Origin of the sequence: Bacillus sp. EB106-08-02-XG196, assembly GCF_013396335.1 — a bacterium.
Lineage (GTDB): Bacteria > Bacillota > Bacilli > Bacillales > Cytobacillaceae > Neobacillus.
Genome location: NZ_JABWSY010000002.1, coordinates 296 through 24,056, shown reverse-complemented (window position 1 = coordinate 24,056; position 23,761 = coordinate 296). Strand labels below are relative to the sequence as shown.

Here is a 23,761-nt window from a genome sequence, read left to right as displayed (position 1 = left end):
GCAAAAAAGAGAGGAATTATGGGCGATGTCTGAAGAAATTCTCCAATTAACCAAAAAGCTGCTACACTATAACACATTATTTATTGAATATTTCGAGGAAGCTCGAGAGAAAGGGACTTCCCATGATTTTCATGAGGTAATAAAGCCGTTTGCCAATGAAGTAAAAAGTACTTCAATTGAATGGAGTACTTTAATGAAGACTTGGTTAACGAATAGCCCGCAAAAACATATACATCCAAAACAAATCAATACCACCTTTGAACATATGGAACAATTATCCATTCAGGCATTTTTTCCGAAAACAAGCCGGTCAAGATTTTTAAATGCCAATCGTACGGTTGAATTTTTTCTATTAGAAATAGTAAAGGAACTAGAAAAATAAAACAGAGATGCAACTTTTGCATCTCTAAGGCTTGTCTAGCTGTTATTTTTATGAATTTTCGATGAGGGAGTCTTCCTTAAAGTCGTCTGGAATTACTGCGCCCTGTGATTCGAGCTCACGGACAAGAAGACGGTATTCTTTAATGTTAATCTCGTTGTGAATATAAGCTTTCTTAGCAAAATCCATTAATGCATTTACGTCATCAGTGTTGTAATCCCGACTTTGATTAAATTTGCTTTTAAGTGAGCGAATGTCCATATGTAATTCCTCCTTCATCATTTTTTTAATAGTAACATGAAAAAAAAGGATTCCTAGTTTTTAAAATATTTAAACTTTAGACAAAATTCCCCTCATTTTGACATTGAAATCTATATGCAAATATGCACCCATCATCTCCTTCCAACATAGTTTGTAGTAATGAAAACGCGGAGGAGATGTTTGCCCATGTTTGGTAAAAATAGATCAAATTATTATCTAAATCTGGGATACTCGGGGCAAATGAATTACAGGAGACCAATCCATTATCCAGCACAGTTTCAGGGTGTTCCTCGTAATCAACCATACCAAAACCAACCTGTACAAAGCATGGAATGGTACCCATATCAGCAGCAAAATCCATACTATCAACAGCCATATCAACAATCCTATCCACAACCATATCCACCATTTGATGTAACCTTTCAACCTGGTGGAATGCCTCAGCAAACGCACAATCCAGCTGGACAGTATCCTCCTAAAGATGCACAATTTTTATTTCAAAATCCGCTGCAGCCTAAAGAGGAAATGACACCGAATCAGTATTCGCCGCAAATGAATGGTTATCCAGTCATGAACCCTTATCCAAAACCAAATGGAATGCTGAAACAACCAGGGGGGATTCAGTCACTTATGAATTCTTTTAAATCTCAAGATGGAACAGTGGACGTTAATAAGATGGTGAATACTGCAGGACAAATGGTAAATGCAGTAACTCAGGTCTCTTCATTGGTAAAGGGTATTGGAGGAATATTTAAAGCATAGAAAACGTAGAAAGACGGCCAAAAGCCGTCTTTCTAATTGGGGTTTTGTCGAAAAATATTTGGGTTGATGATGCTTTTAGGTTATTAATCCTCAATATTTATAGTTTTTCCTCTAACAATTGGAATGGTAATGGTAAGTAATCCATCACGATAGGAAGCTTTAACCATTTTTTCGTTAATGACTACAGGTAATGAAATGGTTCGGGATAGCCTTTCGTGTGAGATCCTTTTTTGGAAAAGGTGATTGTTAAGATTTTCTGATGTTTCACTTTCATTATTTACAATGGAGATTGTTAATTGATTGGGTAAGATATTTAGTTCTATTTGATCTTTTTTAACCCCTGGAAGCTCGGCTGTAATCATATATTTATCCTCTGATTCCCGTACCTGAATAGGAAAAGCACCACCAGGAAACGGACTGCTAAAAAATTCATCAATGGATTGTAGAAATCCCTTTACTGGTTTTTCATGAATTAAGTCATTCATGTTTCTAAAAAAATCTCGAAACTGCTCAGGCTTGAATTTTTTGTTATTATTTTGGTCACTTGGAGGTATGGATGACATCATACTTTCCCTCTCTTTCCAAATTTTCTCACCATATTATATGCTTATGCCTAATGTTTGTGCTCTGTCATAAAAGAACCGCAGCAATTGAAATGCTGCGGTTCTTTTATTACTTTATATTAAATTTATTTCTGAAAGCAGGACATCGATATCAAGGATCATATTTCCATGATCATCGACTTCGATTAGTTCATCTTTTTTCATTTTTGTCAGCGTTCTACTAATCGTTTCACGAGTCGTTCCAATCATACTGGCCAAATCACGGTTAGTAAACTCAGACTTGAGCAGGATCGTCCCGTCCTCTAATTCCTTTCCATGCTTTTGCCCAAGGCGAATGAGGAGTTTGATTATCTGCTCATATGTATTGTTAAGGATTTGTTCTTCTAACCGGTTCTGCAAATCAACAATTTTTTCACCAAGTACTTTAAAAACTTTAATGCTTAATTCAGGGTACTCAATAAGAACACCTTCAAATTTTGAGATAGGCACTGCAATTAACGTTGACGGTTCAAGAACTTCGGCATAAGCAGGGTAACTGCCTTTTCTGAAGAAACCTACATGAGGAAACATTTCCCCTTTTTTCATAATGGCAACTATTTGTTCTTTCCCATGAATATCACTTTTATATATCTTTATTTTTCCGTCATAAATAAAATAAACATTTTCTAAGGGATCACCTTGAAGAAAAACATGACTTTGCTTTTTCCATTCTCTTGCAATGGAAATATTGGCAATCTTCGATAATTCGTAGTCATCTAATTCCCTAAAAAGCGTGAATTCAGAAAGAACCTTCTTAATATCTTCAATTCTCATATTCCACCTCCACAGCCGTAATAAAATACCTTATACTATTGTAACAGACAAACAAATAATAATTAATATACTTTTTTTACGAACGTTTATTCGCTATAATGATAGCAATGAGGTGATCCCATGAAACTAAAGAAAAATTTGCAGGAAATTCTTGTTGATTTAAAAATAAATGACAGTTTTAAAGAAAATATCGTTACATGGAAGACACTCGAATCAAAGGATGCCCAAACTATCTCACTTCCAGAAAACCTTCATCCGGCATTAAGAGATTCACTTAATAGTAAGGGAATAGATAAGCTGTATACGCATCAAAGAACTGCTTATGAGAATATCATGGCCGGAAATAGTGTTGTAGCCGTTACACCAACCGCTTCGGGAAAAACACTATGCTATAATCTTCCGGTTTTACAAAGTATTTTATCCAACCCTAATGTAAGGGCACTTTATATGTTTCCCACCAAGGCTCTAGCTCAGGATCAAAAGAGTGAAATCAATGAATTAATCCAGGCAGGTGGTATTGATATCAATAGTTACACCTATGATGGTGATACACCGGCTAATATCCGCCAAAAGGTCCGTAAAGCAGGACATGTTGTTATCACCAATCCTGATATGCTCCACTCAGCCATCCTTCCACATCATACGAAATGGGTTTCACTCTTTGAAAATCTCAAATTTGTTGTGATCGATGAGCTTCATACCTATCGAGGTGTATTTGGCAGTCATGTTGCCAACGTGATCCGCAGGCTAAAGCGAATTTGTCGTTATTATGGCAGTAATCCAGTTTTTATCTGCACATCAGCCACCATTGCCAATCCGCTTGAACTAGCTGAAAAGTTAACAGAAGAAAAAATGGTCCTAATTGATAATAATGGTGCACCAAGTGGAACCAAACACTTTCTTTTTTATAATCCGCCTATTGTAAATAAGCCCCTGAATATTAGAAGAAGTGCAACGCTTGAGGTTCGTAAAATCGCTGGAGAATTGTTAAAAAATAAAATTCAAACGATTGTCTTTGCTAGAAGCAGGGTTCGGGTTGAAATAATCTTAACCTACTTGCAGGAATTAGTGAAAAATCAATTAGGCCCCAAATCTATTATGGGATATCGCGGGGGCTATTTACCTACCGAGCGCAGAAAAATTGAAAAGGGCCTTCGCTCTGGGGATATATACGGAGTAGTCAGTACGAATGCACTCGAGCTTGGAGTAGACATAGGTCAGCTGCAGGTATGTATAATGACAGGTTATCCTGGAACCATTTCTAGTGCATGGCAGCAGGCAGGGAGAGCTGGAAGAAGGCATGGGGAAGCCCTTGTCATTATGGTTGCGAGTTCAAGTCCTTTAGATCAATATATCATCCAGAACCCTGAGTACTTTTTTAATAAAAGCCCTGAGACGGCAAGAATTAATCCTGATAACTTAATTATTTTAATTGATCATATGAAGTGTGCGGCCTTCGAGCTTCCTTTTAAAGCGGGTGAGCAGTTTGGGGAAGTTGGAACAGAGGAATTGCTTGAATATCTGACACAGGAACGTATTCTTTACCAGAATGGTGATAAATGGTATTGGATGAATGATTCGTTTCCTGCTCATAATATTAGCTTGCGCTCCGCTTCACAGGAAAATGTTATCATTGTTGACCAATCAGATATCGCAAATTCGAGGGTAATTGGGGAAATGGACCGGTTCTCTGCTATGACTCTTCTCCATGATGAAGCCATATATCTTCATCAAGGAACTCAATTTCAAGTGGAGAAGCTTGATTGGGAAGAAAAAAAGGCATTTGTCACTGAAGTGGATGTCGATTATTTTACGGATGCCAATTTAGCCGTACAACTTAAAGTTTTAGAAGAGGACAAGCTTAATAGGCTGGAGTATGCAGAAATTGGCTATGGGGATGTAAGCGTCCGGGCAATGGCAACCATTTTTAAGAAAATCAAATTCGAGACCCATGAAAACATCGGTTCTGGTCCAATACATCTCCCTGAAGAAGAGCTTCACACGAGTGCGGCATGGATTTCATTAAATAAGTCTTTCGCGGAATTGGGACAAGAGCGATTAGAGCAGGGACTTGTTGGTACTGCTCATGCTTTAAATCATATTGCACCATTATTTGTAATGGCAGATCCACAAGACATTCATGTGATCCCACAGGTAAAAGCAGATCATAATGAAAAACCAACGATCTTCTTTTATGATCGATATCCCGGGGGGATCGGTTTAAGCGAGAAAATTCATTCTGGAATGTCAGTAGTCTTTGCAGAAACGAAGAAAATGATTGAAAATTGTATATGTCAAACTGGGTGTCCATCATGTATTGGGACCGATACTGTGGGTGAGACCGCAAAAAGTGATACATTAAAAATAATTCAAGCCTTTGAAAATCCTTCCAATTAAGCTCTTTTCTTTAAATTTGTTGCAAGCATTACGAAAACCACCTCCATATAAAACGAGGAAGTGTTGAAATGTCATTGAAAAATAAATTAAATCGTTTAAAACCACATATTTCAGGAGGAGCACATGCAATAAATAATCCTCCACCAGAGTCAACACGAATTGAGATACCTTTCCTGCCTAAATGGGAAAGTGAAAATGTGACCCCTTATTTATTGGACCAGGATTACTGTCTGATTCGTGAAGTAAAATATCCATTAGCACAAAAACATGGTCATTATCATTTTCAAGATTTTCTTACAGCTGTTGATATCTGGAATAAACAGCCTATAAGCCATCCATTATCAGCCGAAGGGCATCGTGCCGAAGAATTATTTTTTTTTGATACGGAAACAACTGGCCTTGGCGGTGGAGTAGGGAATACGATTTTTTTACTTGGTTACGCAAGTGTAATCGGTGAAAATCTTGTTCTAAGGCAGCATATTCTTCCTCATCCAGGTGCTGAAGTCCCTTTATACAAAAGCTTTTTGGAGAAAGTAAACTATAAAACATTAGTCACTTATAATGGGAAATCCTTTGATTGGCCGCAAGTAAAAACCAGGCATACACTTGTTAGGGATCATGTACCAAAGCTTCCAGCCTTTGGTCATTTTGATTTATTTCATGCTGCAAGAAGACTTTGGAAGCATAAGTTGGACCGTCTTAAGCTAGCGGTGGTAGAAAAGGATGTATTAGGAATCGAAAGGGAGGATGATATCCCAGGTTATTTGGCTCCAATGATTTATTTTGAATTCATTGAAAGTAAACAGCCGGATGGGATGCTTGGAATCATTAAACATAATGAAATTGATATCTTGTCACTTGTCACATTATATACCCATCTAACCTTTCAACTTTGTGGCATGGACACCAGCCAAACACGAAAAGAATCATTTGAAGTAGGCAGGTGGTATGCTTCACTTGGGGAAAAGGCTGAAGCAAGAAAAGTATTGGCGAAGCTTGTAGAAGGCACTGATTTCACTTCTTTACAGGCAAAGCTAACATTAGCCTACCAGTTTAAAAAAGAGCAAGACTGGGAAAGTAGTTTACCATTATTTTCAGAAGTGGCTGACGCAGAAAATCAACAGTTGAGCATTGAAGCATGTGTGGAAGCTTCGAAGATATATGAACATAAATTAAAAGATTACAAGTATGCCTTGGATTATTGTCTAAAGGCATTGGAAATTATGGAAAACACAAAGGCTCCAATCCAAAAAACACAGCAACAGCTTGATCTCAGGCGGAAACGTTTGGAGGGGAAATTCGCTAAATTTCCCAGGTAAGCGCAGTATTCGCTAAACCTCGATTATTTGTAACAAAAAATTCATATTTAAATACCAAAATAATAGTAATCTCATATTGTTTCTTATAGTTGAACGTTGTAAAATATAAAACTGTGAGTAAAAAACGACTATAAAACAATAATGGGGTAGATACTATGTATAAAGCAATCTTGTATTTATTTTTTGTTGTCGTTTGTTTGACTGCTGTACTTTTTTCAAGCTTAAAAGATAACTTATATTCAATGCTATAAAAAAGTAAAAGCGCTTCTAGATATAGGCGCTTATCACTATGGTTTTGAGCTAGACATTTGTCTAAGCGAAGTTAATCTTTATTAGATATATGAAAAATAGGTATTTTCATTAGTACAAGAAATACTCTCCTATCATAGGCTGTTAATGTAAACAGAATATATATTTGAAGGGAGAGCTTATATTGTATCTTGGAACTAATTTTGCGCCGCCAGTCATTCATCCGACTAAACAAGTAGTAAACCACACTTTCTCAACGACCGTGGTTCCGCATATTCATCCAACACATACAACAACTGTTAATCATCATATGTACCAGCATAAACACTATTGTCCTCAAACAGCTTCTTGTGCACAGGATTGTTGTCATCAACACATTAACTGCTGTAAAGGTGGTATGCCGGCACCTGCGCCAACGGCTGTTGCTGGAGCTCAGAGCAATGCATTACCTCCAGGGAACAACATGCCGCCTAACATGGGACCAGGCATGATGGGACCGGGTATGGCACCAGGAATGGGACCAGGCATGATGGGACCGGGCATGGCTCCAGGGATGGCACCAGGTCAATTCCCACGTCCGCGACGTTTCTTTGGATAATCAATTAACAAGGGCAAATTTGCCCTTGTTTTTTTAATATATTTTGATATGTTAATAAAAAAGACGGTAATCATCTGCCGATAAGGAGAAGAACCTTGATTAAAGTTTTAGCCATATCAGGTTACAAACCATTTGAATTAGGAATATTTAAAAACGACCATCCTTCAGTTTTCTATATTAAAGCAGCCATAAAGAAAACATTAATACCAATGATTGAAGAGGGTTTAGAATGGATCATGATCAGCGGACAGCTGGGCTTGGAGCTTTGGGCTGCAGAAGTAATCTTTGAACTGAAATCTGAATATCCTGATGTAAAGCTAGCTGTTATAACGCCATTTTTAGAGCAAGAGGCTACTTGGAGTGAAAACAACACGGAATATTATAAATCGATTCTTGCACAAGCGGATTTCATTGATTCAGTCACAAAGAAAAAGTATGAAAAACCGTGGCAGTTTGTTTTAAAAAATAAATTTTTTATTGAAAAAAGTGACGCCTTGCTTCTTTTTTATGATCAAGAAAAAGAAGGCAGCCCAAGATACATATACGAAATGGCTGTTCAATTTCAAAATAATCATTCTTATCCAATCCAGCTGATTACATTTTATGATTTACAAGTAATCGTTGAAGAAGAACAAGAGCTCCACCGTACAGATTTTTAAAGGAAATTCATATAACTACAGTTTTACATAGTTATAAGAAAGAAAAATTGACAAAATCACTTATTTTTGAAAAAATAATAGGTAATGATTGGCGAATGACTTGAGGTGAATTTATGGTGACCGATAAAGTGAAACTTACCGCTAAGGATATATTAGAAAAAGAATTCAAGACCGGTGTAAGAGGGTATAAGCAAGAAGATGTTGATAAGTATTTGGATTTAATTATCAAGGATTATGAAACATTTCAACAGGAAATAGAAGATTTGCAGCAAGAAAATCTTCGTTTACGAAAGCAGCTAGAAGAAACATCTAGAAGACAGCCAGTAACACAGCCAGCAGGAACGACGAACTTTGATATCTTGAAACGTTTATCGAATCTTGAAAAGCATGTTTTTGGTAATAAGCTATACGATTAACAGATCGTACCTTGATTTCCAAATTAGTACCATTGATTAATAGGATACAAATGCATATAATAAAAAAGTACTCATTAATTACGTTCGGGTAATCGCTGCAAGAAGCATTTGCTCTCTTGTAGAGGAAAGTCCATGCTCGCACGAGCTGAGATGCTCGTAGTGTTCGTGCCTAGTGAATTCATAAGCTAGGGCAGCCTGAATAAGGCTGACGGCCGGGAAAATACCTAAGTCCTTACGGATATGGTATGAATACCTATAAAAGTGCCACAGTGACGGAGCCTTTTCAGAAATGAAAAGGGTGGAACGAGGTAAACCCCACGAGCGAGAAACCCAAATAATGGTAGGGGCACTTTCTCTAAGGAATTGAACGAGGAGAAGGACAGATTCCTTGGAATCTGTAGATAGATGATTACCACCTAAGTACGAGGCGTTTACGCCGTTTGTAGTACTCTGGTACAGAACATGGCTTACAGAACGTTATTAATGTAAATAAAAGTTAATGGTATCGACTCTCCTTATGAGGAGAGTCTTTTTACTTTTAGAATGGTTTCTAATCAACATGCTTTTTGCATGGGCTTACTGATTTTGGTCTATAATGGTATGATAGACCAGCAAATAATCATACATAATAAGGTTAAAAGTTAAGGGTGGACGAAAATGGGAAAATATCAATTAATTGCAACCGCTGCAATGGGGCTGGAAGCATTAGTAGCAAAAGAAGTACGCGCTCTCGGTTATGAGTGTGAGGTAGAAAATGGCAAGGTGATTTATACAGGTGATGAAACCGCGATTGCCCGCAGCAATATGTGGCTGCGCACAGCGGACAGAGTAAAAATTAAAGTCGGTGAATTTAAAGCCTATACCTTTGATGAATTATTTGAGAAAACTAAAGGCTTACCCTGGGAAAAGTATCTTCCAGAAGATGCCGAGTTTCCTGTAACCGGAAAGTCTGTAAAATCAAAGTTGTTTAGTGTTTCAGATTGTCAGGCCATTGTGAAAAAAGCGGTTGTGGATCGAATGAAAAGCTACTATAAGCGAGATTCTTGGTTTGAGGAGACGGGTGCCTATTTTCGAATAGAAGTGGCACTGTTAAAGGACGTTGCTACTATAACGCTTGATACAAGCGGTCAAGGACTACATAAACGAGGATACCGTGTGGATCAAGGGGAAGCACCATTAAAGGAAACCCTAGCAGCGGCACTGGTACAATTAACGAATTGGAAACCTGATAAACCGTTTATTGACCCTTTCTGTGGCTCTGGTACCATTCCAATTGAAGCCGCCATGATTGGTCAAAATATTGCTCCAGGCTTTAATCGTGAATTTGTTTCGGAAAAATGGAATTGGATTCCGGGAAAAGTATGGGATGAAGCTCGTACTGAAGCGGAGGATCTGGCAAATTATGACCAGCCATTGGATATTATGGGGACTGATATTGACCATCGTATGATCAAAATCGCTCAGGAAAATTCCTTTGAGGCAGGTCTTGGAGATCTCATTCAATACAAACAAATGCAAGTAAGAGATATTACAACCACCAAGGAATATGGCGTGATTATTGGAAATCCTCCATATGGAGAAAGACTCGGTGAGAAAAATGCTGTTGAGCACATGTACAAGGAAATGGGACAGGCCTTTAGCAAGCTTGACACCTGGTCCATTTATATCTTGACCTCTAATGAAGAGTTCGAGCAATTTTATGGAAGGCCAGCTACAAAAAAGCGCAAGCTATTTAATGGCTTTATCCGTACTGACCTTTATCAATTTTGGGGAAAAAGACCACCCCGTTCAATTGAATAGTACGCAAAAAGAACAATTGGAGCCTATTCAAAAAGGCTCCATTTCATTCGTTTATAGGAGGGGATTATATGCAAGACCGTATTCCATTTGTAGTTTCTAAAACTGAATCCTTTTATGACAAGCTAAGTGAATGGATTGGTGACTTATTTTATGATATTTTACCCGAAGCTGGGTTTGAATTGCGTGATGAACAAATCTTTATGGCCTTTCAGCTGGAGAAAGCATTCAAGGATAAAAAAATTATGTTTGCTGAAGCAGGAGTTGGTACAGGTAAAACAATTGTTTACCTTCTCTACGCTATTATGTATGCCAGATACACAAATAGACCAGCAATCATTGCCTGTGCAGATGAAACATTAATTGAACAGCTAGTGAAAAAAGAAGGTGACATTGCCAAGCTTGAGAAAGTGCTCGGGCTCAATATTGATGTTCGTTTGGCAAAGTCGAGGGACCAATACCTTTGCTTAAAAAAGCTCGATTATGTTAGGCATGAGGACTTTAATGATGATATAGCTGGAATATATGAGGAATTACCAGATTTTGTTCATAGTGATGGCTCGATGCAAAGGTTTGAAAGATATGGCGACCGCCGGGATTATCCTACATTGTCCGATGATACTTGGGGAAAGATTAACTGGGATATGGTTCAGGATTGTTTTTCTTGCGAAAAAAGACACCGTTGCGGTCTTACATTAAATCGTGATTTTTACCGACATTCAAAGGACTTAATCATTTGTTCTCATGACTTTTATATGGAGCATATTTGGACAAAGGAGTCGCGTAAGAGGGAAGGGCAGCTCCCGTTATTGCCTGACCACTCTTCTGTGGTATTTGACGAAGGACATTTACTTGAGTACGCGGCACAGAAAGCCTTAAGCTATCGTTTCACCGATTCAACACTAGAGACCTTACTTACTAGGCTAATGGAAAATGAAGTGCGTGAAAAAACACTCTATACCATTGAGGAAGCTCTTTTAGACAATGATAAGTTCTTTAGTGCAATATCACAGTATTCTGTCCCATCAGAAGGATCAGAAAAACAAATGATTACTATGAATCCATCTCTAATCAAATATGGTACAACTCTGTTAAATCGACTTCAAGCAATTGAGGAAGAGCTTGTCTTTGAAAGTGAATTGTATGTAATTAATGAATATGACTTGAAAATTGTTGAGGAATATTTAGAGCAAATTACTTACTCGTTATCGTTATTCCTTAAAGAAATGAACGGGATTACTTGGTTTGAGGAAAAGGGATATGAACGGACACTTGTCATCATGCCTAAAATGGTTGAAGAAGTCATGAGGGACGAAGTCTTCATACAGAAAAAACCGTTTATCTTTTCATCTGCAACACTGTCGAACCAAAAGAAATTTGACTATATTGCCAATAGCTTGGGGATTAAAGAGTTTTTATCTTTTTCTGTGGATTCGCCTTTTGATTACCAGGAAAAAATGGAAGTATTTATACCGAAATTTAATCAAAATTCGATGGAAGCTAAGATTGACTATTGTATAAATAAGATTGTTCAAACTGAGGGCAGGGCACTTATTCTGTTAAACAATCAAAATGAATTAAAGAGTCTTAAACAAAGGCTTTCGGGAACAGTTCCATACCCAGTGTACTTTGAGGGGGATGAAGAAATAAGCACGCTCGTTTCAAAGTTTCAAAATGAAGAGCATGCTATTCTTTGCACCATCCATTTATGGGAAGGTTTAGATATTCCAGGCAGATCATTAGAAAATGTGTTGATATTTTCCTTGCCATTCCCTCCAAATGATCCAGTGTTTACGGCAAAAAGGAATGGTGTTGCTAACTCATTTGAAGAAGTGGATTTACCATATATGCTGCTTCGATTACGCCAGGGCATTGGTCGATTAATTAGAAGTGAAAACGATCGGGGCAGTGTTCATATCATGCTGGATGAAGATATAAATGCAGCATTGTTGCAGAAAATTAAAGATGTTCTCCCTACAGAGGCAGTTGAAGTATAATAAAAAGGGTCAGCACCGGTGGCTGACCTTTTGCTTATCTTCCTAATAACCGAAGTCCTTCTGGAGTCATTTTCTCAGGTGACCACGCAGGTTCCCAGACAAGATTTACATCCACATTTCTAGTTTCTTCTATCCCTTGAACAGCGTAGCGAACGCCAGTAGTAATGCTATCGTGAAGTGGACAACCAGGTGTTGTTAACGTCATCGTAACATCTACATCGTTTTCTTCTTTAACTTCCACATTATAAATTAAACCTAGGTCAACAACATTAATATTTAACTCAGGGTCATATACACTTTTTAATGCTTCTATTACTTTTTCTTTTAAGTTCATCCTAAACACCTCGTTATTTTTTTAGTACGCCCAGAATCGTTAATGCAATAGCGATAAAAACAATCGATAATACAAATTGTCCAATATTAAACAGGAGAATGCTCTTAAAGATAATGGAAAGAAAGACAGTAAGTACCGCAATTACAAAAATCGAAAAGAAGGGAACAACCACTTTTTCGTTCATTACATCTTTTAAAGAGGGAACCGCTTGTTTCCCCATTTCCTTACTGTATTTATAAGTCCACCATAAAAACGGAACAATTTTAAATAAGTATCCCATTATACTAAGGACAATCCAGAGCAATAAATAGAGGTATACCAATGGTCCTATTAGGTTTGAAAACTGTTCAGTCCACAATGCAATAAATACTGCTAAGTGGACGAGGTTTCCTAAACCTATGGCTGCTAAAGCAAAGGAAAACGAATGATCAAGCGTCTTCTTCAGCCTTTTTTTAATGATAATCGAGACATGCCAGCTAAAAACTGAAAAACCAACAAACAGTAAGAAAAATCCTGCTTTTAACAGATAACTTTTATCACTAAAAAAGGAAAGCAGAGTGATGACAAGACCAGACATATATAAGCCATATACATATCGTGCATGAACCATTGGAAACCCATGTGATAAAGAAAACATAGGAGCCATTTTATAAGAAAAACCGAAAATTAATAGTGTAAACCAGCCTGTTACACCCATTAAAAGATGACTTTTAAATATTGCTTGATAGTATTCAGCACCAAAACCTGTTTGGAGAGAATAAATTAATGTTATTCCTAAGAATATCGTCAAGAATAAACAAACAAGTGCACTGCCGACAAAAGCAGTCAGGATATTCGGTTTTGCCTGCTTTCTCAATGTCATAAACATTTGAAATAGAAACATTAAGATACCAAGTAACATGAGAATACCTGGTAGTAATGCGTTCTGTGGCGATATATATAACATCCAAGAAAAAGAAGCGATTCCTATTGCAGTAACAAAGAATTGGATAAATCCAAATTTCTCATTCCATATTTTTGTTAGGAAAGCAACGGGAACTAGCTGATACATCGCACCCATCGCTACCATTAGCGCCCAGCCCAAGATCAGTAAATGGGCAGCAGACCAGATTGCTGGAATACGGAAGCTGCCATTAACAACCATTTGTCCATTGATAAGTACAAGGATTTGAGATATCACAAGTGCAAGTAAACTGAAAATAATAAATGAGAAAGGAAGCTTAATATTTGTTTCACTTCCCATCGTGTTAGGAAGCATACTCTTTCACCTTCTTATCGGAAGATTTCAATTTTGAAACTTCCGTCGTTTTGTGGTTCTGTACGCTGCTTGTAGCCGAGTTCCTCTAGCTGCTCATATAGGAACATGGGTCTTCTATCATTAATGATCGTTAAGACTTCACCTTCACCTAAATTTTCCAATGCTGCTAGTGTTCTCATCATTGGCTGTGGCGGTTCTAAGCCTCGATTATCAAGTATCATATTGAATCACCTTTCTTTATGAAATTAGGCATTCTTAGTGAAAGTAACTTTCCAATGCTTCGCATCGATTTCCTCAGCCTCATGGGTAAAGCCTTTTGCTTTTAATACAGCGAACAATGGTACAGGCTTGAATGGGGCATGGAGGATAAAGATATCATTATCTTTCACTTCTTTAATGGCTTCCATAATTTTTTGGAAAGGTTCAATCTTATTCTTTAAATCTTCCCTAACATCTAGCTCAATAATCTTCTGTTCCATAGTAACAACTCCCAATATGATTGATTTTTTAATAGAATAATTCCTGTTCAAGTGCTTCACGGTCGATTAAATAGAGTCCATCTTCGCGCTGGTTAATATAGTTTTTCTTTTTTAAATGGTTAATTGTTCTGCTGACTGTTTCTCTTGAGGTGCCAATCATGTTTGCCAGCTCACGATTTGTAAATTGTGTTGTTAGCTGATATCTGCTGCCAACCTGTTCACCGTTTGACTGGCAGAGTCTAATAAGAAGTAATACGATTTGTTCAAAGGTATTATGGAGGACTTGCGCCTCTAATCTGCCTTGGAGGTCGACAATTTTCTCTCCTAACACTTTAAAAAGCTTTATGCAGAGTTCAGGATTAGCAATAAGCGTTTCTTGAAATTTGTCAATCGGAATGACAATAAGATTTGCCTCTTCTAAGACCTCCGCATGTGCAGGAAAGTTTCCTTCCCGGAAAAATCCAGCATGTGGAAACATCTCACCAGGTTCGAGTATAGAAACAATTTGTTCCTTCCCAGAAAAATCCGTTTTATAGATTTTGATTTTTCCTGAGTGGATAAAAAATACCCGGTCAAGTGGATCATCCTGCATAAATACATACATCTTCTGCTTATAAAAGCGAGTCAATGCGATTTTTATGAAAGGCTCCAGCTCTACATCAGATAATTCTTTGAATAGGGGGACATCTGATAGTCGTTTGTTTATGTCCTCTTGCTTCATTAACATCACCTTCGTATTAGTAATTCTTAATTACCTTTATTCTAGCAGTGATTGCAAAACAATTATGTGACCTCCATCATAGATAGCAAATTTCTTTGAAAATTATTCTCAATAAAAAAATCCGCAAGATTTAATCTTGCGGATCTTCTTCATGGGTAGATTCTTCGAAGCATTCAAAGCAATACATCTTTCGGTCATCAGATTGTACACCGTTAAAGAAGCCATCTAAACAATAAATCTCTTTTGAGCATGTACTGCAATAGCCAACCAATTCTTTCATTCTATCTCTCCTTTCAGTAACTATTAGCAAAATCATTCTATAGGTGTGATAGTTAGCACTATAGTGAGTATACAAATTTTCTATAATAAAAAAGAAGTTAGCAAATTAAAAGGAGTGAAAATTGATGCAAACATTCGCAACGATTATTCATGTACCAGATTATCCGCCACGTGAAAAACATTCAACTATATTTAAAGGCTTTGATGGCTTGAATTCTGGAGAATTTATGCAAATTGTAAATGACCATGACCCAAGACCTCTTCAGTATCAGTTTATGATGGAAAGACCTGAACAATTTACTTGGGAATACCTTGAAGAAGGTCCAGAGGTTTGGAAAGTTTCTATCGGTAAAAAATAATAGGGTTTCCTGAACCTCGGGTACGAACATATTTAACTTCTCTAAAACATTTTTACTTAACTTTTTTATTTTTCAGGAACATCCTCTTTCCCTAAATTTCATTTTACAACAGAATTTAATTCTGTTGTTTTTTTTATCCTTATATTTTCAGAAAAATATGATAAAATACAAATGGTTATAAAAAAGGGGGATTTAGTATGAGCCTTACGCCAGAGCAAGTTGAAAAGAAGTTTTTAGAATATGTAAAGAAGATGAGTGCCTATAATGAGGCACTTGGATTGATTTATTGGGACCTAAGGACTGGAGCTCCGAAGCAGGGAGTCGATCAAAGGTCTGAAGTAATTGGCATGCTTTCGTCAGAGGTTTTTAAAATGTCCACATCGGAAGATATGGCAGCATACATAGCAACATTATCTAAAAATGAACTATCTGAAAAAACACGTAGGGTTCTTGAGGAGTGTAAAAAAGAATACGAGCGCAACAAAAAAATTCCAGCGGATGAATACAAGGAATATGTCATTCTACAGTCCAAGGCAGAATCTGTCTGGGAGCAGGCAAAAGAAAAGTCAGATTTTAATCTGTTCAGACCTTATCTTGAGAAATTGGTAGAAATGACGAAACGTTTCATTAATTATTGGGGTCATAAAGGAAACACATACGATGTTTTACTAGATTTATACGAACCTGGTATGAAGGTTGAAGTCCTTGATCAGGTGTTTGGTAACCTGCGGGAGAAAATTGTCCCATTGGTTAAACAGATTGCTGACTCACCAAACAAACCAAGGACAGAATATCTTTTTAAAACCTTTAAGAAGGAAAACCAGCGCGCATTAAGTATAGAAATACTTGGGAAAATGGGTTATAACTTTGAGGCTGGCAGGCTTGATGAAACGGTTCATCCCTTCGCTACTGGTTTAAATCCAGGTGATGTCCGGGTAACGACAAACTATGATGAACAGGATTTTCGTACAGCTGTTTTCGGTACTATTCACGAAGGCGGGCATGCCTTATATGAACAAAGTATTTCAAAGGAATTGATTGGAACACCATTATGTACAGGTACTTCAATGGGGATTCACGAATCTCAATCTCTCTTCTACGAAAATATTGTCGGTCGTAGTTTTTCTTTTTGGAAGAATAATTATGAGCTATTAAAGACATATGCAACTGGTCAGTTTGACGACGTTTCAATTGAAGAATTCTACAGGGGAATAAATGAATCGAAGCCTTCGCTTATTAGAATCGAAGCAGATGAATTAACGTATCCTCTCCATATTATTATTCGCTATGAAATTGAAAAGGGTCTTTTTAATGGTGAGATTGAGGTAAAGGATCTTCCACAGGTTTGGAATCAGTTATATAAAGAATATTTAGGGATTGCCCCAGAGAATGATGCTAATGGAGTATTGCAGGATGTTCACTGGGCAGGGGGAAGCTTTGGATATTTCCCGTCGTATGCACTAGGATACATGTACGCTGCTCAATTTAAGCATAAAATGCTTGAAAATCTGCCAAACTTTGATCAACTATTAGAAGAAGGGAATTTGCTGCCAATCAAAGAATGGCTGACGAAGAATATTCACCAATATGGGAAACAAAAGAAACCGTTAGAAATCCTTCATGATGTAACGGGGGAAGGTTTGAATGCTCAATATCTAATTGATTATTTGTACGAAAAATATGGTAAGGTCTATCAACTAAATTAATAGAAGCTATGGAAAGGAAATAAGATTTCCCTTCTTCGTTATTACAATAAGGTGTGTGTGCCCAATGGGAAAAATAGGTCCAATTATATTTATTGCAATAAGTGCGGCTTTGTGGGGAATCATTGCCATTTTTGTTAGAAAGCTAGCATCTTTAGGTTTTACTTCAATGGAAATAGTTACTTTGAGGGTGGTTACAGCAGCTTTATTGCTAGCAATTATCGGCTTAACAAAATATCCGAGACACATGAAAATCCATTTGGCAGATAGTAAATATTTTATCGGAACGGGGATTTTCAGCATTGTACTCTTTAATTGGTGTTATTTTACTTCGATAAATCAATTGAGTCTTTCATTTGCAGTTATATTACTTTACACTGCTCCTGCATTTGTTGCTGTCCTTTCTTATTTATTTTTAAAAGAAAGTATGGATAACAGGAAGATTATTGCAGTAATAGGGACATTGATAGGCTGCGTTTTAATAGTTGGATTTAGTTTTAGGGACACATCATCATTGAATTTTATTGGGATTCTAACAGGATTAGGTGCAGGCTTCGGATACTCTTTATATACTATATTTGGCAAATTTGCATTAGAAAAATATCGCCCATTCACTGTTACTTTTTACACGTTCTTAGTTGCGGCAATAACGTTACTTCTATTTACAGACCTTTTTGAAAAAGGAAGTATTTTAGTAAGTGGTGAAGTTATTATTTACGGATTAGGTTTGGGTTTGTTTCCAACAGTAATTGCATACTTACTATATACAAAAGGACTAGAGAACATGGAGAGCAGCAAGGCATCGATTATCGCAACTGTAGAACCTGTAGCAGCTACGTTACTAAGTGTATTCCTATATAAAGAAAACTTTGGAGTTCTACAATTTGTTGGAACGGCTATAATTCTGTTATCAGTGATTCTGATTAATTTGCCTAAAACAACTTTAAAAATTCAACAAAAAAAGGCTTCACTGTAAATGAAGCCTTTCTATATTTTTACCAAGAACCCCATGTTTTAAATCCTGGTGAGCCTGGTGGTGCATTTTGAATCATATCGATAAACGGTATGGTGTATGCGAATAGAATTAGGGCTGCTGTGATACCAAGCCATAATTTCCAGTTTTCAAAGATCATTGGAGCCTTTTCTTCAAGATTTTCTGCTTCACCTACAGGGAATTCTTCTTCTCCTTTAGGTGCAAAGAACGCTAGATTAACAAAGATGATAATCATTAAAATGATTCCAAGGAAGAGAATCGATCCGCCTACGGCTTGTGCAATTTGGTAAGGAATCCATTCCATTGCTTGCGCTGAATCTCCATAAGTTGAGTAGGCAGAGCGTCGTGGACCGCCAAGAAGTCCTTGGAAGTGCATAGCACCTGACATAAAGGCCATTCCGATAAACCAAACCCAGCCTTGAATAATAGCTAATTTGTTCATTGCTTTTGTTAATATACGTCCGGTTAAATGTGGAACAAGCCAAAAGGTAATGCCAAAGAACGTCAAAACAACAGAGGTTGCAGCAGTTAAATGGAAGTGGCCTGTTACCCAAATGGTATTATGAATGACTTGGTTCATTTGGTTTGAAGCGTTGATAATACCGCCAGCACCCGCTGGTATAAAGCTTGCCATACCGATAAATGGAACGGTAAAACGAGCGTCCTTCCAAGGTAAAACCTTGAACCAGCCAAAAAGTCCAGTTGCTCCTTTAGAGCGGCCATATCTTTCAAACGATGCAAACAATGAAAATGCAGTCATCAATGATGGAATGATTACCATAAACGTTAGAACTACCTGTAAAAACTTCCAAGCTGGATCAATACCCGGTTCAGTTAGTTGATGGTGGAATCCAACCGGAATGGAAAATAGTAAAAACAGTATAAATGATAAACGTGCTAAAGAATCTGAGAAAATTTTTCCGCCAATAATTTTTGGTATGATTGCATACCAGCACATATAAGCTGGGAGTAACCAGAAATACACGAGCGGATGTCCGAAATACCAGAATAGTGTACGGCTGACTAATACATCAACAGTATCTACTAAGCCAAGTGACCATGGCAGTAACTGGAATAATACAGTAGAAGCGACACCAAGTGTAGCAACAATCCAAAGTACCGTATTAATAACAGCCATAAAGCTTAATAACGGGCTTGGTTTTCCAGGGTTTTCCCTGCGCCATCTAGCATAAGTCATAATTTGAGCAGCACCGTCAAGCCAGCTGCCGACAACAACAAATGTCATGCCTAAGTAAAAAATCCAATGTGCTTTTAATGGTGCATAGAAAGTATAAAGAACAGATGCTTCTTTAAGTAAAACCATTGTAGCAGCCATAATTGTTCCTACCGTCATTACCCAGAAGCCAATCCAGCCAATCCGGCGTGCTGCTGGAGAATGAGTACCTGCTGTACGGCTGACAGCAGCATATTGAAATCCCATAATAAAGAACGTTGTTAAAACAAGTCCCATTAAAACGCCATGTACGGTTAAAATTTGATAATAATCAATACCCCACGGAAGCTCAAATTTGCCCGAACGGACCAGGGTTTGGAGTAATCCCATCAACCCTCCTAGTGTAAGAGCAATAAAGGCAACATAAAAGTGTGCCATCGCAAGCTTGCCATCACGTGGATCAACTTTTAATTTTGTTGTTTGGCTAGACATTATTTAACCACCTTTATCTTAGAGCTCATTAAATGGTGACCGGTACCGCAGTACTCGTTACAAACCACTAAATATTCGCCTTCTTTATCAAACGTTGTAACAATCTCATTTATGTAGCCTGGTTCAAGCATCATATTGATATTTGTTCCAGCAACTTGGAATCCATGAATAACATCCTTCGTAGTTGCCATTACTTTTACTTTCGCTCCAAATGGAACCTCGACCTCAACTGGATTATAGGAGAAAGCTGAAGCAACATACACTAATTCATAATCCCATTCTTTTCCTTCAACCTTGTTTAATCCAGGTTTATCAAATGGTGCCTGAGTATCAACCTTTTTTGGATCTATAGTCGTTAAGCAGCTTGGCGGCTTGTTACCTAAGTAAAAAGCGCTTACACCTACAACTGATAAGAAAACAACAAGAGCGCCTATTCCGAAGATAAGCCAAATTTTTTCAAACTTATGCATATGCATGGTTTTTTCCCCTTTCTTTATTTAAAAACGGTCTAAGAACAAGAAATAGACACTTACCCATGTGACAACTAAAAAGATTCCCAAAAAGAAAACGGATGCCAGTGTCCCTTTAAGAGAAGAGCTGTCTTCAATTTCTGTTTTTTTATTTGTTTTCAGTTCCGCTTTCGCCATCCCCCAAGACTCCCTTCATAAAAATTAATTAAATAATAAGTTCTCTTTCATAATACAAAACAATTGTGAGGAAAAAATAACAAATTTCAGAGTTCACAAAATGTTCATTCCTTAGGTAATTACTATGTTAATAGTAATAAACTGATATAACAGTGATTTATATCACAATAGTGGTAGGTCAGTTGTGACTAAAATGTGAACTATCACTTATTACCTGTGATAAAAGTAATTGATTATGACTGTCTTGAAGAGAATAGCTTGTTTTTTCAATGATTGTCACAATTCTGAAACTTTTAAATAGAATGGAATAGATGCAACAGAATTTCGAGAAGCGAGCGTGTTATTGATGGAAAAATATTATTGTGAACCATGCCGTCTCCTCTATAACCAAATAGAATTTTGTAAAGTCTGTGGATCCTTGGCAGATAAAAAGATAAAGATTGAAGTTCAGAACCAATCTAAAAAATAGTGAAAGATAATAAAGCTCCACGACATAAAAGTTAAAATTGGAAAAGTTTTCGTAATGATTAGTTGCTGCATCTCAGTTATAATCAAGGAGCACAACAACAACCTTCAAAACGTTGGCTTCCCTCTAGCAGGGAAGCTTTTTTTTTGTACATACATCTCCTTTTTTTTGGTAAAAATACCATTACCTACATTGAAGGGGAATAAACGATGCCAACAATTCTTTCAGTAGCAGAAGCAGTCCCGGAATTTAAGATAAAACAAGAGCAGGCAATAGACTTTGCCAGAGAACTTTTTTCAGATCGTTTTAAGGATATCGAAAGATTGCTTAAAGCTTTTCAAAATGGACAAATAGAAAAAAGGCACATCGTTAAAGAGATTGATTGGTATAAAGAAGACCGTTCCTTTGCGGAAAAAAACAATGCCTATATAGAATCTGCTGTAACCCTGGGAATGCAGGCGATTGTGAACTGCCTTGAAAATGAGACATTTTTGACCAGAAAGATTAACTGCGAAGAAATCGATGCGATTTTCTATATCTCAACAACAGGTATGGCAACTCCGAGTATCGAAGCTAGAATAATGAATCATTTGCCATTTCGGGAACACACCAAAAGAATCCCCATTTGGGGTCTTGGCTGTGCTGGGGGAGCGGCTGGTTTATCGAGGGCATTTGAATATTGCACTGCATTTCCGGATGCCTTGGTTGTGGTGCTTTCAGTTGAACTCTGCAGTTTAACCTTCCAGCGTAATGACTATTCAAAAAGTAACCTAATTGGAACGTCACTATTTGCTGATGGGGTTGCTTGTGCATTGATTTGTGGTAATGAAGTAAGGATTGATGAATTAAGTGCTAAAAGGACTGCACCAGCCATCATTGATACTCAATCTACGTTAATGCCTGACTCTTTAGATGTAATGGGATGGGATATAAGGGATCAAGGATTATTCGTGGTATTCTCCCGAGATATCCCCAGTATTGTAGAGGAGTGGCTAAAACCTAATGTAAGTAAATTTTTAACTCAGAATAGGCTGGAACTGGCTGAAGTTGCCCATTTTATTGCCCATCCTGGCGGTAAAAAAGTTATAGATGCTTATATCAAATCGTTAGGTATACCACCTTCAATGACCGACATTTCACTTGATGTATTAAAGCAATATGGAAACATGTCGTCGGCAACAATCCTTTATGTTCTTAGTAGATTTATGGAATTAGGTGGTGAAGCAGGGACATTTGGACTTTGTACGGCGCTGGGACCGGGATTTAGTTCTGAATTGCTCTTATTGAAATGGGGGTAAAGGATGATTCCTTTTTTTCTATTTATTTCAGTTTTAATTATTCAACGTTTACTTGAGTTAGCAATTGCCCGCAGAAATGAAAAGTGGATGAAGGAGCGGGGGGCGATTGAATTTGGTATGAAGCATTATCAATATATCGTCCTGATGCATTCTTTATTTTTTGTTGTCTTCCTTTTTGAAAAAGTTACCTTTTCTCGTGAGTTATCTTCTTTTTGGCCGTTATTAGCAGCAGTATTTGTAAGTGCGCAGCTAATCAGAGTGTGGGCGATTTCGGTACTTGGCCGTTATTGGAATACAAAAATCATCGTTTTACCAAATGTTGAGGTTGTCAAAAAAGGACCATACAGGTTTATCAAACATCCAAATTATTTAGTTGTCTCGATTGAACTCCTGGTTGTACCTTTAATGTTTGGTGCATACATAACAGCTTGCATGTTTACGCTATTAAATGTGCTCATGCTGTCAATCCGCATACCGGCTGAGGAAAAAGCGCTTCAGGAGCTAACTGAATATGAAGGAAGCTTTCAAAGCTGTAATCGCTTTTTGCCGAAATTGTTAAATAAATATGACAATTGACTTTTCTATGTTGAAAATGATTATCAACTATGATATTCTATTTTTAAAGAAGAATGAAAATCATTCTCACTTCATTTGAGCGGATAGGAAGGTGTATCTTATGGCTTTTGCATTTGTAGGTGGAACGGTAATCATATACGCATTTGTCATGAAGCACGTCTTGAAAAACGTAACTCATTAAGAGATATTTGTTACATTAAGTCTGGGAGCAATCCTAGTCTTTTTTTTTGTTCGGAAATTGGAGTGACCGAAGAGCATGTGGAAAAGGCAATTGGGTAACTCCAGGTTGTCTGGAGTGACCGAAGAGCATGTGGAAAAGGCAATTGGGTAACTCCAGGTTGTCTGGAGTGACTGAAGAGCATGGGGAAAAAGCAACTGGGTCACTTCATGTTGTCTGGAGTGACCGAAGAGCATGGGGAAAAGGCAATTGGGTCACTCCAGATTGTCTGGAGTGACCGAAGAGCATGGGGAAAAGGCAATTGGGTTACTCCAGGTTGTCTGGAGTGACCGAAGAGCATAAGGAAATAACAACTGGGTCACTCCAAGTTGTCTGGAGTGACCGAAGAGCATGTGGAAAAGGCAATTGGGTAACTCCGGGGGGACTGGAGTGACCGAAGAGCATGTGGAAAAGGCAATTGGGTAACTCCAGGTGGTCTGGAGTGACCGAAGAGCATGGTGAAAAGGCAATTGGGTAACTCCAGATTGTCTGGAGTGACCGAAGAGCATGGGGAAAAGGCAATTGGGTTACTCCAGGTTGTCTGGAGTGACCGA

At 37.6% G+C, this 23,761-nt stretch carries 27 protein-coding genes and 1 other RNA gene; 16 read left to right on the top strand and 12 right to left on the bottom strand.

Annotation, left to right across the window (positions count from 1 at the left end):
* Positions 1-25 precede the first annotated feature (25 nt).
* On the top strand, positions 26-382 hold the full coding sequence (locus MLOOGBEN_RS03555) for a DUF1798 family protein (RefSeq protein WP_179156902.1): 357 nt from the start codon (positions 26-28) through the stop codon (positions 380-382).
* 48 nt (positions 383-430) lie between these two features.
* On the opposite strand, the gene yppF is transcribed toward MLOOGBEN_RS03555, so the two are convergent.
* Positions 431-640 carry a YppF family protein gene (yppF, locus tag MLOOGBEN_RS03550; RefSeq protein WP_179156901.1) on the bottom strand — a complete coding sequence of 70 codons (210 nt, stop codon included), beginning with the start codon at positions 638-640 and terminating at the stop codon, positions 431-433.
* Positions 641-826: 186 nt separating this feature from the next.
* Here yppF and MLOOGBEN_RS03545 point away from each other — a divergent pair, with 186 nt between their 5' ends.
* Positions 827-1,402 carry a YppG family protein gene (locus MLOOGBEN_RS03545; RefSeq protein WP_179156900.1) on the top strand — a complete coding sequence of 192 codons (576 nt, stop codon included), beginning with the start codon at positions 827-829 and terminating at the stop codon, positions 1,400-1,402.
* 83 nt (positions 1,403-1,485) lie between these two features.
* Here the strand turns inward: MLOOGBEN_RS03545 and MLOOGBEN_RS03540 are convergent, their stop codons facing one another.
* On the bottom strand, positions 1,486-1,965 hold the full coding sequence (locus MLOOGBEN_RS03540; protein ID WP_179156899.1) for an Hsp20/alpha crystallin family protein: 480 nt from the start codon (positions 1,963-1,965) through the stop codon (positions 1,486-1,488).
* 114 nt (positions 1,966-2,079) lie between these two features.
* A complete protein-coding gene (locus MLOOGBEN_RS03535) occupies positions 2,080-2,778 on the bottom strand; it encodes a Crp/Fnr family transcriptional regulator (protein WP_179156898.1) in 699 nt (232 codons plus the stop codon).
* A 120-nt stretch (positions 2,779-2,898) separates the two neighbouring features.
* Here MLOOGBEN_RS03535 and MLOOGBEN_RS03530 point away from each other — a divergent pair, with 120 nt between their 5' ends.
* From MLOOGBEN_RS03530 to MLOOGBEN_RS03495, 8 genes are all read left to right on the top strand, one after another.
* Positions 2,899-5,175, top strand: a complete 2,277-nt coding sequence (locus MLOOGBEN_RS03530; RefSeq protein WP_179156897.1) for a DEAD/DEAH box helicase — start codon at positions 2,899-2,901, stop codon at positions 5,173-5,175.
* A gap of 68 nt (positions 5,176-5,243) precedes the next feature.
* The gene (locus MLOOGBEN_RS03525; protein WP_179156896.1) at positions 5,244-6,494 is read left to right on the top strand and encodes a ribonuclease H-like domain-containing protein; all 1,251 of its coding nucleotides are present in this window, start codon (positions 5,244-5,246) and stop codon (positions 6,492-6,494) included.
* A gap of 433 nt (positions 6,495-6,927) precedes the next feature.
* Positions 6,928-7,341 (top strand): CotD family spore coat protein, encoded by a 414-nt coding sequence (locus tag MLOOGBEN_RS03520; RefSeq protein ID WP_179156895.1) that lies wholly within the window; start codon positions 6,928-6,930, stop codon positions 7,339-7,341.
* Between the two features lie 98 nt (positions 7,342-7,439).
* Positions 7,440-8,000: an SLOG family protein gene (locus tag MLOOGBEN_RS03515; RefSeq protein WP_179157311.1), complete on the top strand. Its 561-nt coding sequence runs from the start codon at positions 7,440-7,442 to the stop codon at positions 7,998-8,000.
* A 113-nt stretch (positions 8,001-8,113) separates the two neighbouring features.
* Positions 8,114-8,416 (top strand): cell division regulator GpsB, encoded by a 303-nt coding sequence (gene gpsB, locus MLOOGBEN_RS03510; protein WP_179156894.1) that lies wholly within the window; start codon positions 8,114-8,116, stop codon positions 8,414-8,416.
* Positions 8,417-8,496: 80 nt separating this feature from the next.
* Positions 8,497-8,891, top strand: an RNA gene (gene rnpB / locus MLOOGBEN_RS03505) — RNase P RNA component class B.
* 182 nt (positions 8,892-9,073) lie between these two features.
* Complete coding sequence (locus tag MLOOGBEN_RS03500) at positions 9,074-10,216, top strand: THUMP domain-containing class I SAM-dependent RNA methyltransferase (RefSeq protein ID WP_095247340.1); 1,143 nt, start codon at positions 9,074-9,076, stop codon at positions 10,214-10,216.
* Between the two features lie 68 nt (positions 10,217-10,284).
* Entirely contained in the window at positions 10,285-12,210 is a 1,926-nt protein-coding gene (locus MLOOGBEN_RS03495) for an ATP-dependent DNA helicase (protein WP_095247341.1), read from the top strand.
* A gap of 34 nt (positions 12,211-12,244) precedes the next feature.
* Here MLOOGBEN_RS03495 and MLOOGBEN_RS03490 read toward each other — a convergent pair whose 3' ends face one another.
* The 6 genes from MLOOGBEN_RS03490 to MLOOGBEN_RS03465 all read right to left on the bottom strand — a co-directional run bounded on the left by MLOOGBEN_RS03490 (position 12,245) and on the right by MLOOGBEN_RS03465 (position 15,282).
* On the bottom strand, positions 12,245-12,544 hold the full coding sequence (locus tag MLOOGBEN_RS03490) for a metal-sulfur cluster assembly factor (RefSeq protein ID WP_095247342.1): 300 nt from the start codon (positions 12,542-12,544) through the stop codon (positions 12,245-12,247).
* A 13-nt stretch (positions 12,545-12,557) separates the two neighbouring features.
* Entirely contained in the window at positions 12,558-13,802 is a 1,245-nt protein-coding gene (locus MLOOGBEN_RS03485; RefSeq protein ID WP_179156893.1) for a hypothetical protein, read from the bottom strand.
* Positions 13,803-13,816: 14 nt separating this feature from the next.
* Complete coding sequence (locus MLOOGBEN_RS03480; RefSeq protein ID WP_132089388.1) at positions 13,817-14,023, bottom strand: DUF2249 domain-containing protein; 207 nt, start codon at positions 14,021-14,023, stop codon at positions 13,817-13,819.
* 24 nt (positions 14,024-14,047) lie between these two features.
* Complete coding sequence (locus MLOOGBEN_RS03475) at positions 14,048-14,281, bottom strand: DUF2249 domain-containing protein (protein ID WP_179156892.1); 234 nt, start codon at positions 14,279-14,281, stop codon at positions 14,048-14,050.
* A gap of 28 nt (positions 14,282-14,309) precedes the next feature.
* Complete coding sequence (locus MLOOGBEN_RS03470; protein ID WP_179156891.1) at positions 14,310-15,002, bottom strand: Crp/Fnr family transcriptional regulator; 693 nt, start codon at positions 15,000-15,002, stop codon at positions 14,310-14,312.
* A gap of 130 nt (positions 15,003-15,132) precedes the next feature.
* Complete coding sequence (locus tag MLOOGBEN_RS03465; RefSeq protein ID WP_179156890.1) at positions 15,133-15,282, bottom strand: hypothetical protein; 150 nt, start codon at positions 15,280-15,282, stop codon at positions 15,133-15,135.
* A gap of 124 nt (positions 15,283-15,406) precedes the next feature.
* On the opposite strand from MLOOGBEN_RS03465, the gene MLOOGBEN_RS03460 reads away from it, so the two are divergent.
* The 3 genes from MLOOGBEN_RS03460 to MLOOGBEN_RS03450 all read left to right on the top strand — a co-directional run bounded on the left by MLOOGBEN_RS03460 (position 15,407) and on the right by MLOOGBEN_RS03450 (position 18,319).
* A complete protein-coding gene (locus tag MLOOGBEN_RS03460; protein ID WP_179156889.1) occupies positions 15,407-15,640 on the top strand; it encodes a DUF2249 domain-containing protein in 234 nt (77 codons plus the stop codon).
* A 197-nt stretch (positions 15,641-15,837) separates the two neighbouring features.
* Positions 15,838-17,346 (top strand): carboxypeptidase M32, encoded by a 1,509-nt coding sequence (locus MLOOGBEN_RS03455; RefSeq protein WP_179156888.1) that lies wholly within the window; start codon positions 15,838-15,840, stop codon positions 17,344-17,346.
* Positions 17,347-17,410: 64 nt separating this feature from the next.
* Entirely contained in the window at positions 17,411-18,319 is a 909-nt protein-coding gene (locus MLOOGBEN_RS03450; protein ID WP_179156887.1) for a DMT family transporter, read from the top strand.
* Positions 18,320-18,338: 19 nt separating this feature from the next.
* On the opposite strand, the gene MLOOGBEN_RS03445 is transcribed toward MLOOGBEN_RS03450, so the two are convergent.
* From MLOOGBEN_RS03445 to MLOOGBEN_RS03435, 3 genes are read right to left on the bottom strand one after another with little or no spacing between them, the layout of a single operon-like run.
* Positions 18,339-20,003, bottom strand: coding sequence for a b(o/a)3-type cytochrome-c oxidase subunit 1 (locus MLOOGBEN_RS03445; RefSeq protein ID WP_179156886.1), 1,665 nt, complete (start codon positions 20,001-20,003; stop codon positions 18,339-18,341).
* Positions 20,003-20,479, bottom strand: a complete 477-nt coding sequence (locus MLOOGBEN_RS03440; RefSeq protein WP_179156885.1) for a cytochrome c oxidase subunit II — start codon at positions 20,477-20,479, stop codon at positions 20,003-20,005. The genes MLOOGBEN_RS03445 and MLOOGBEN_RS03440 overlap by 1 nt, the downstream gene beginning before the upstream one ends.
* A gap of 21 nt (positions 20,480-20,500) precedes the next feature.
* Positions 20,501-20,650, bottom strand: a complete 150-nt coding sequence (locus tag MLOOGBEN_RS03435) for a cytochrome c oxidase subunit 2A (protein WP_063251174.1) — start codon at positions 20,648-20,650, stop codon at positions 20,501-20,503.
* Between the two features lie 675 nt (positions 20,651-21,325).
* On the opposite strand from MLOOGBEN_RS03435, the gene MLOOGBEN_RS03430 reads away from it, so the two are divergent.
* From MLOOGBEN_RS03430 to MLOOGBEN_RS03420, 3 genes are all read left to right on the top strand, one after another.
* A complete protein-coding gene (locus MLOOGBEN_RS03430; protein WP_179156884.1) occupies positions 21,326-22,414 on the top strand; it encodes a type III polyketide synthase in 1,089 nt (362 codons plus the stop codon).
* A 3-nt stretch (positions 22,415-22,417) separates the two neighbouring features.
* Positions 22,418-22,990 (top strand): isoprenylcysteine carboxyl methyltransferase family protein, encoded by a 573-nt coding sequence (locus tag MLOOGBEN_RS03425; protein ID WP_179156883.1) that lies wholly within the window; start codon positions 22,418-22,420, stop codon positions 22,988-22,990.
* 360 nt (positions 22,991-23,350) lie between these two features.
* Positions 23,351-23,497 (top strand): hypothetical protein, encoded by a 147-nt coding sequence (locus MLOOGBEN_RS03420; protein WP_179156882.1) that lies wholly within the window; start codon positions 23,351-23,353, stop codon positions 23,495-23,497.
* The last annotated feature ends 264 nt before the right edge of the window (positions 23,498-23,761 follow it).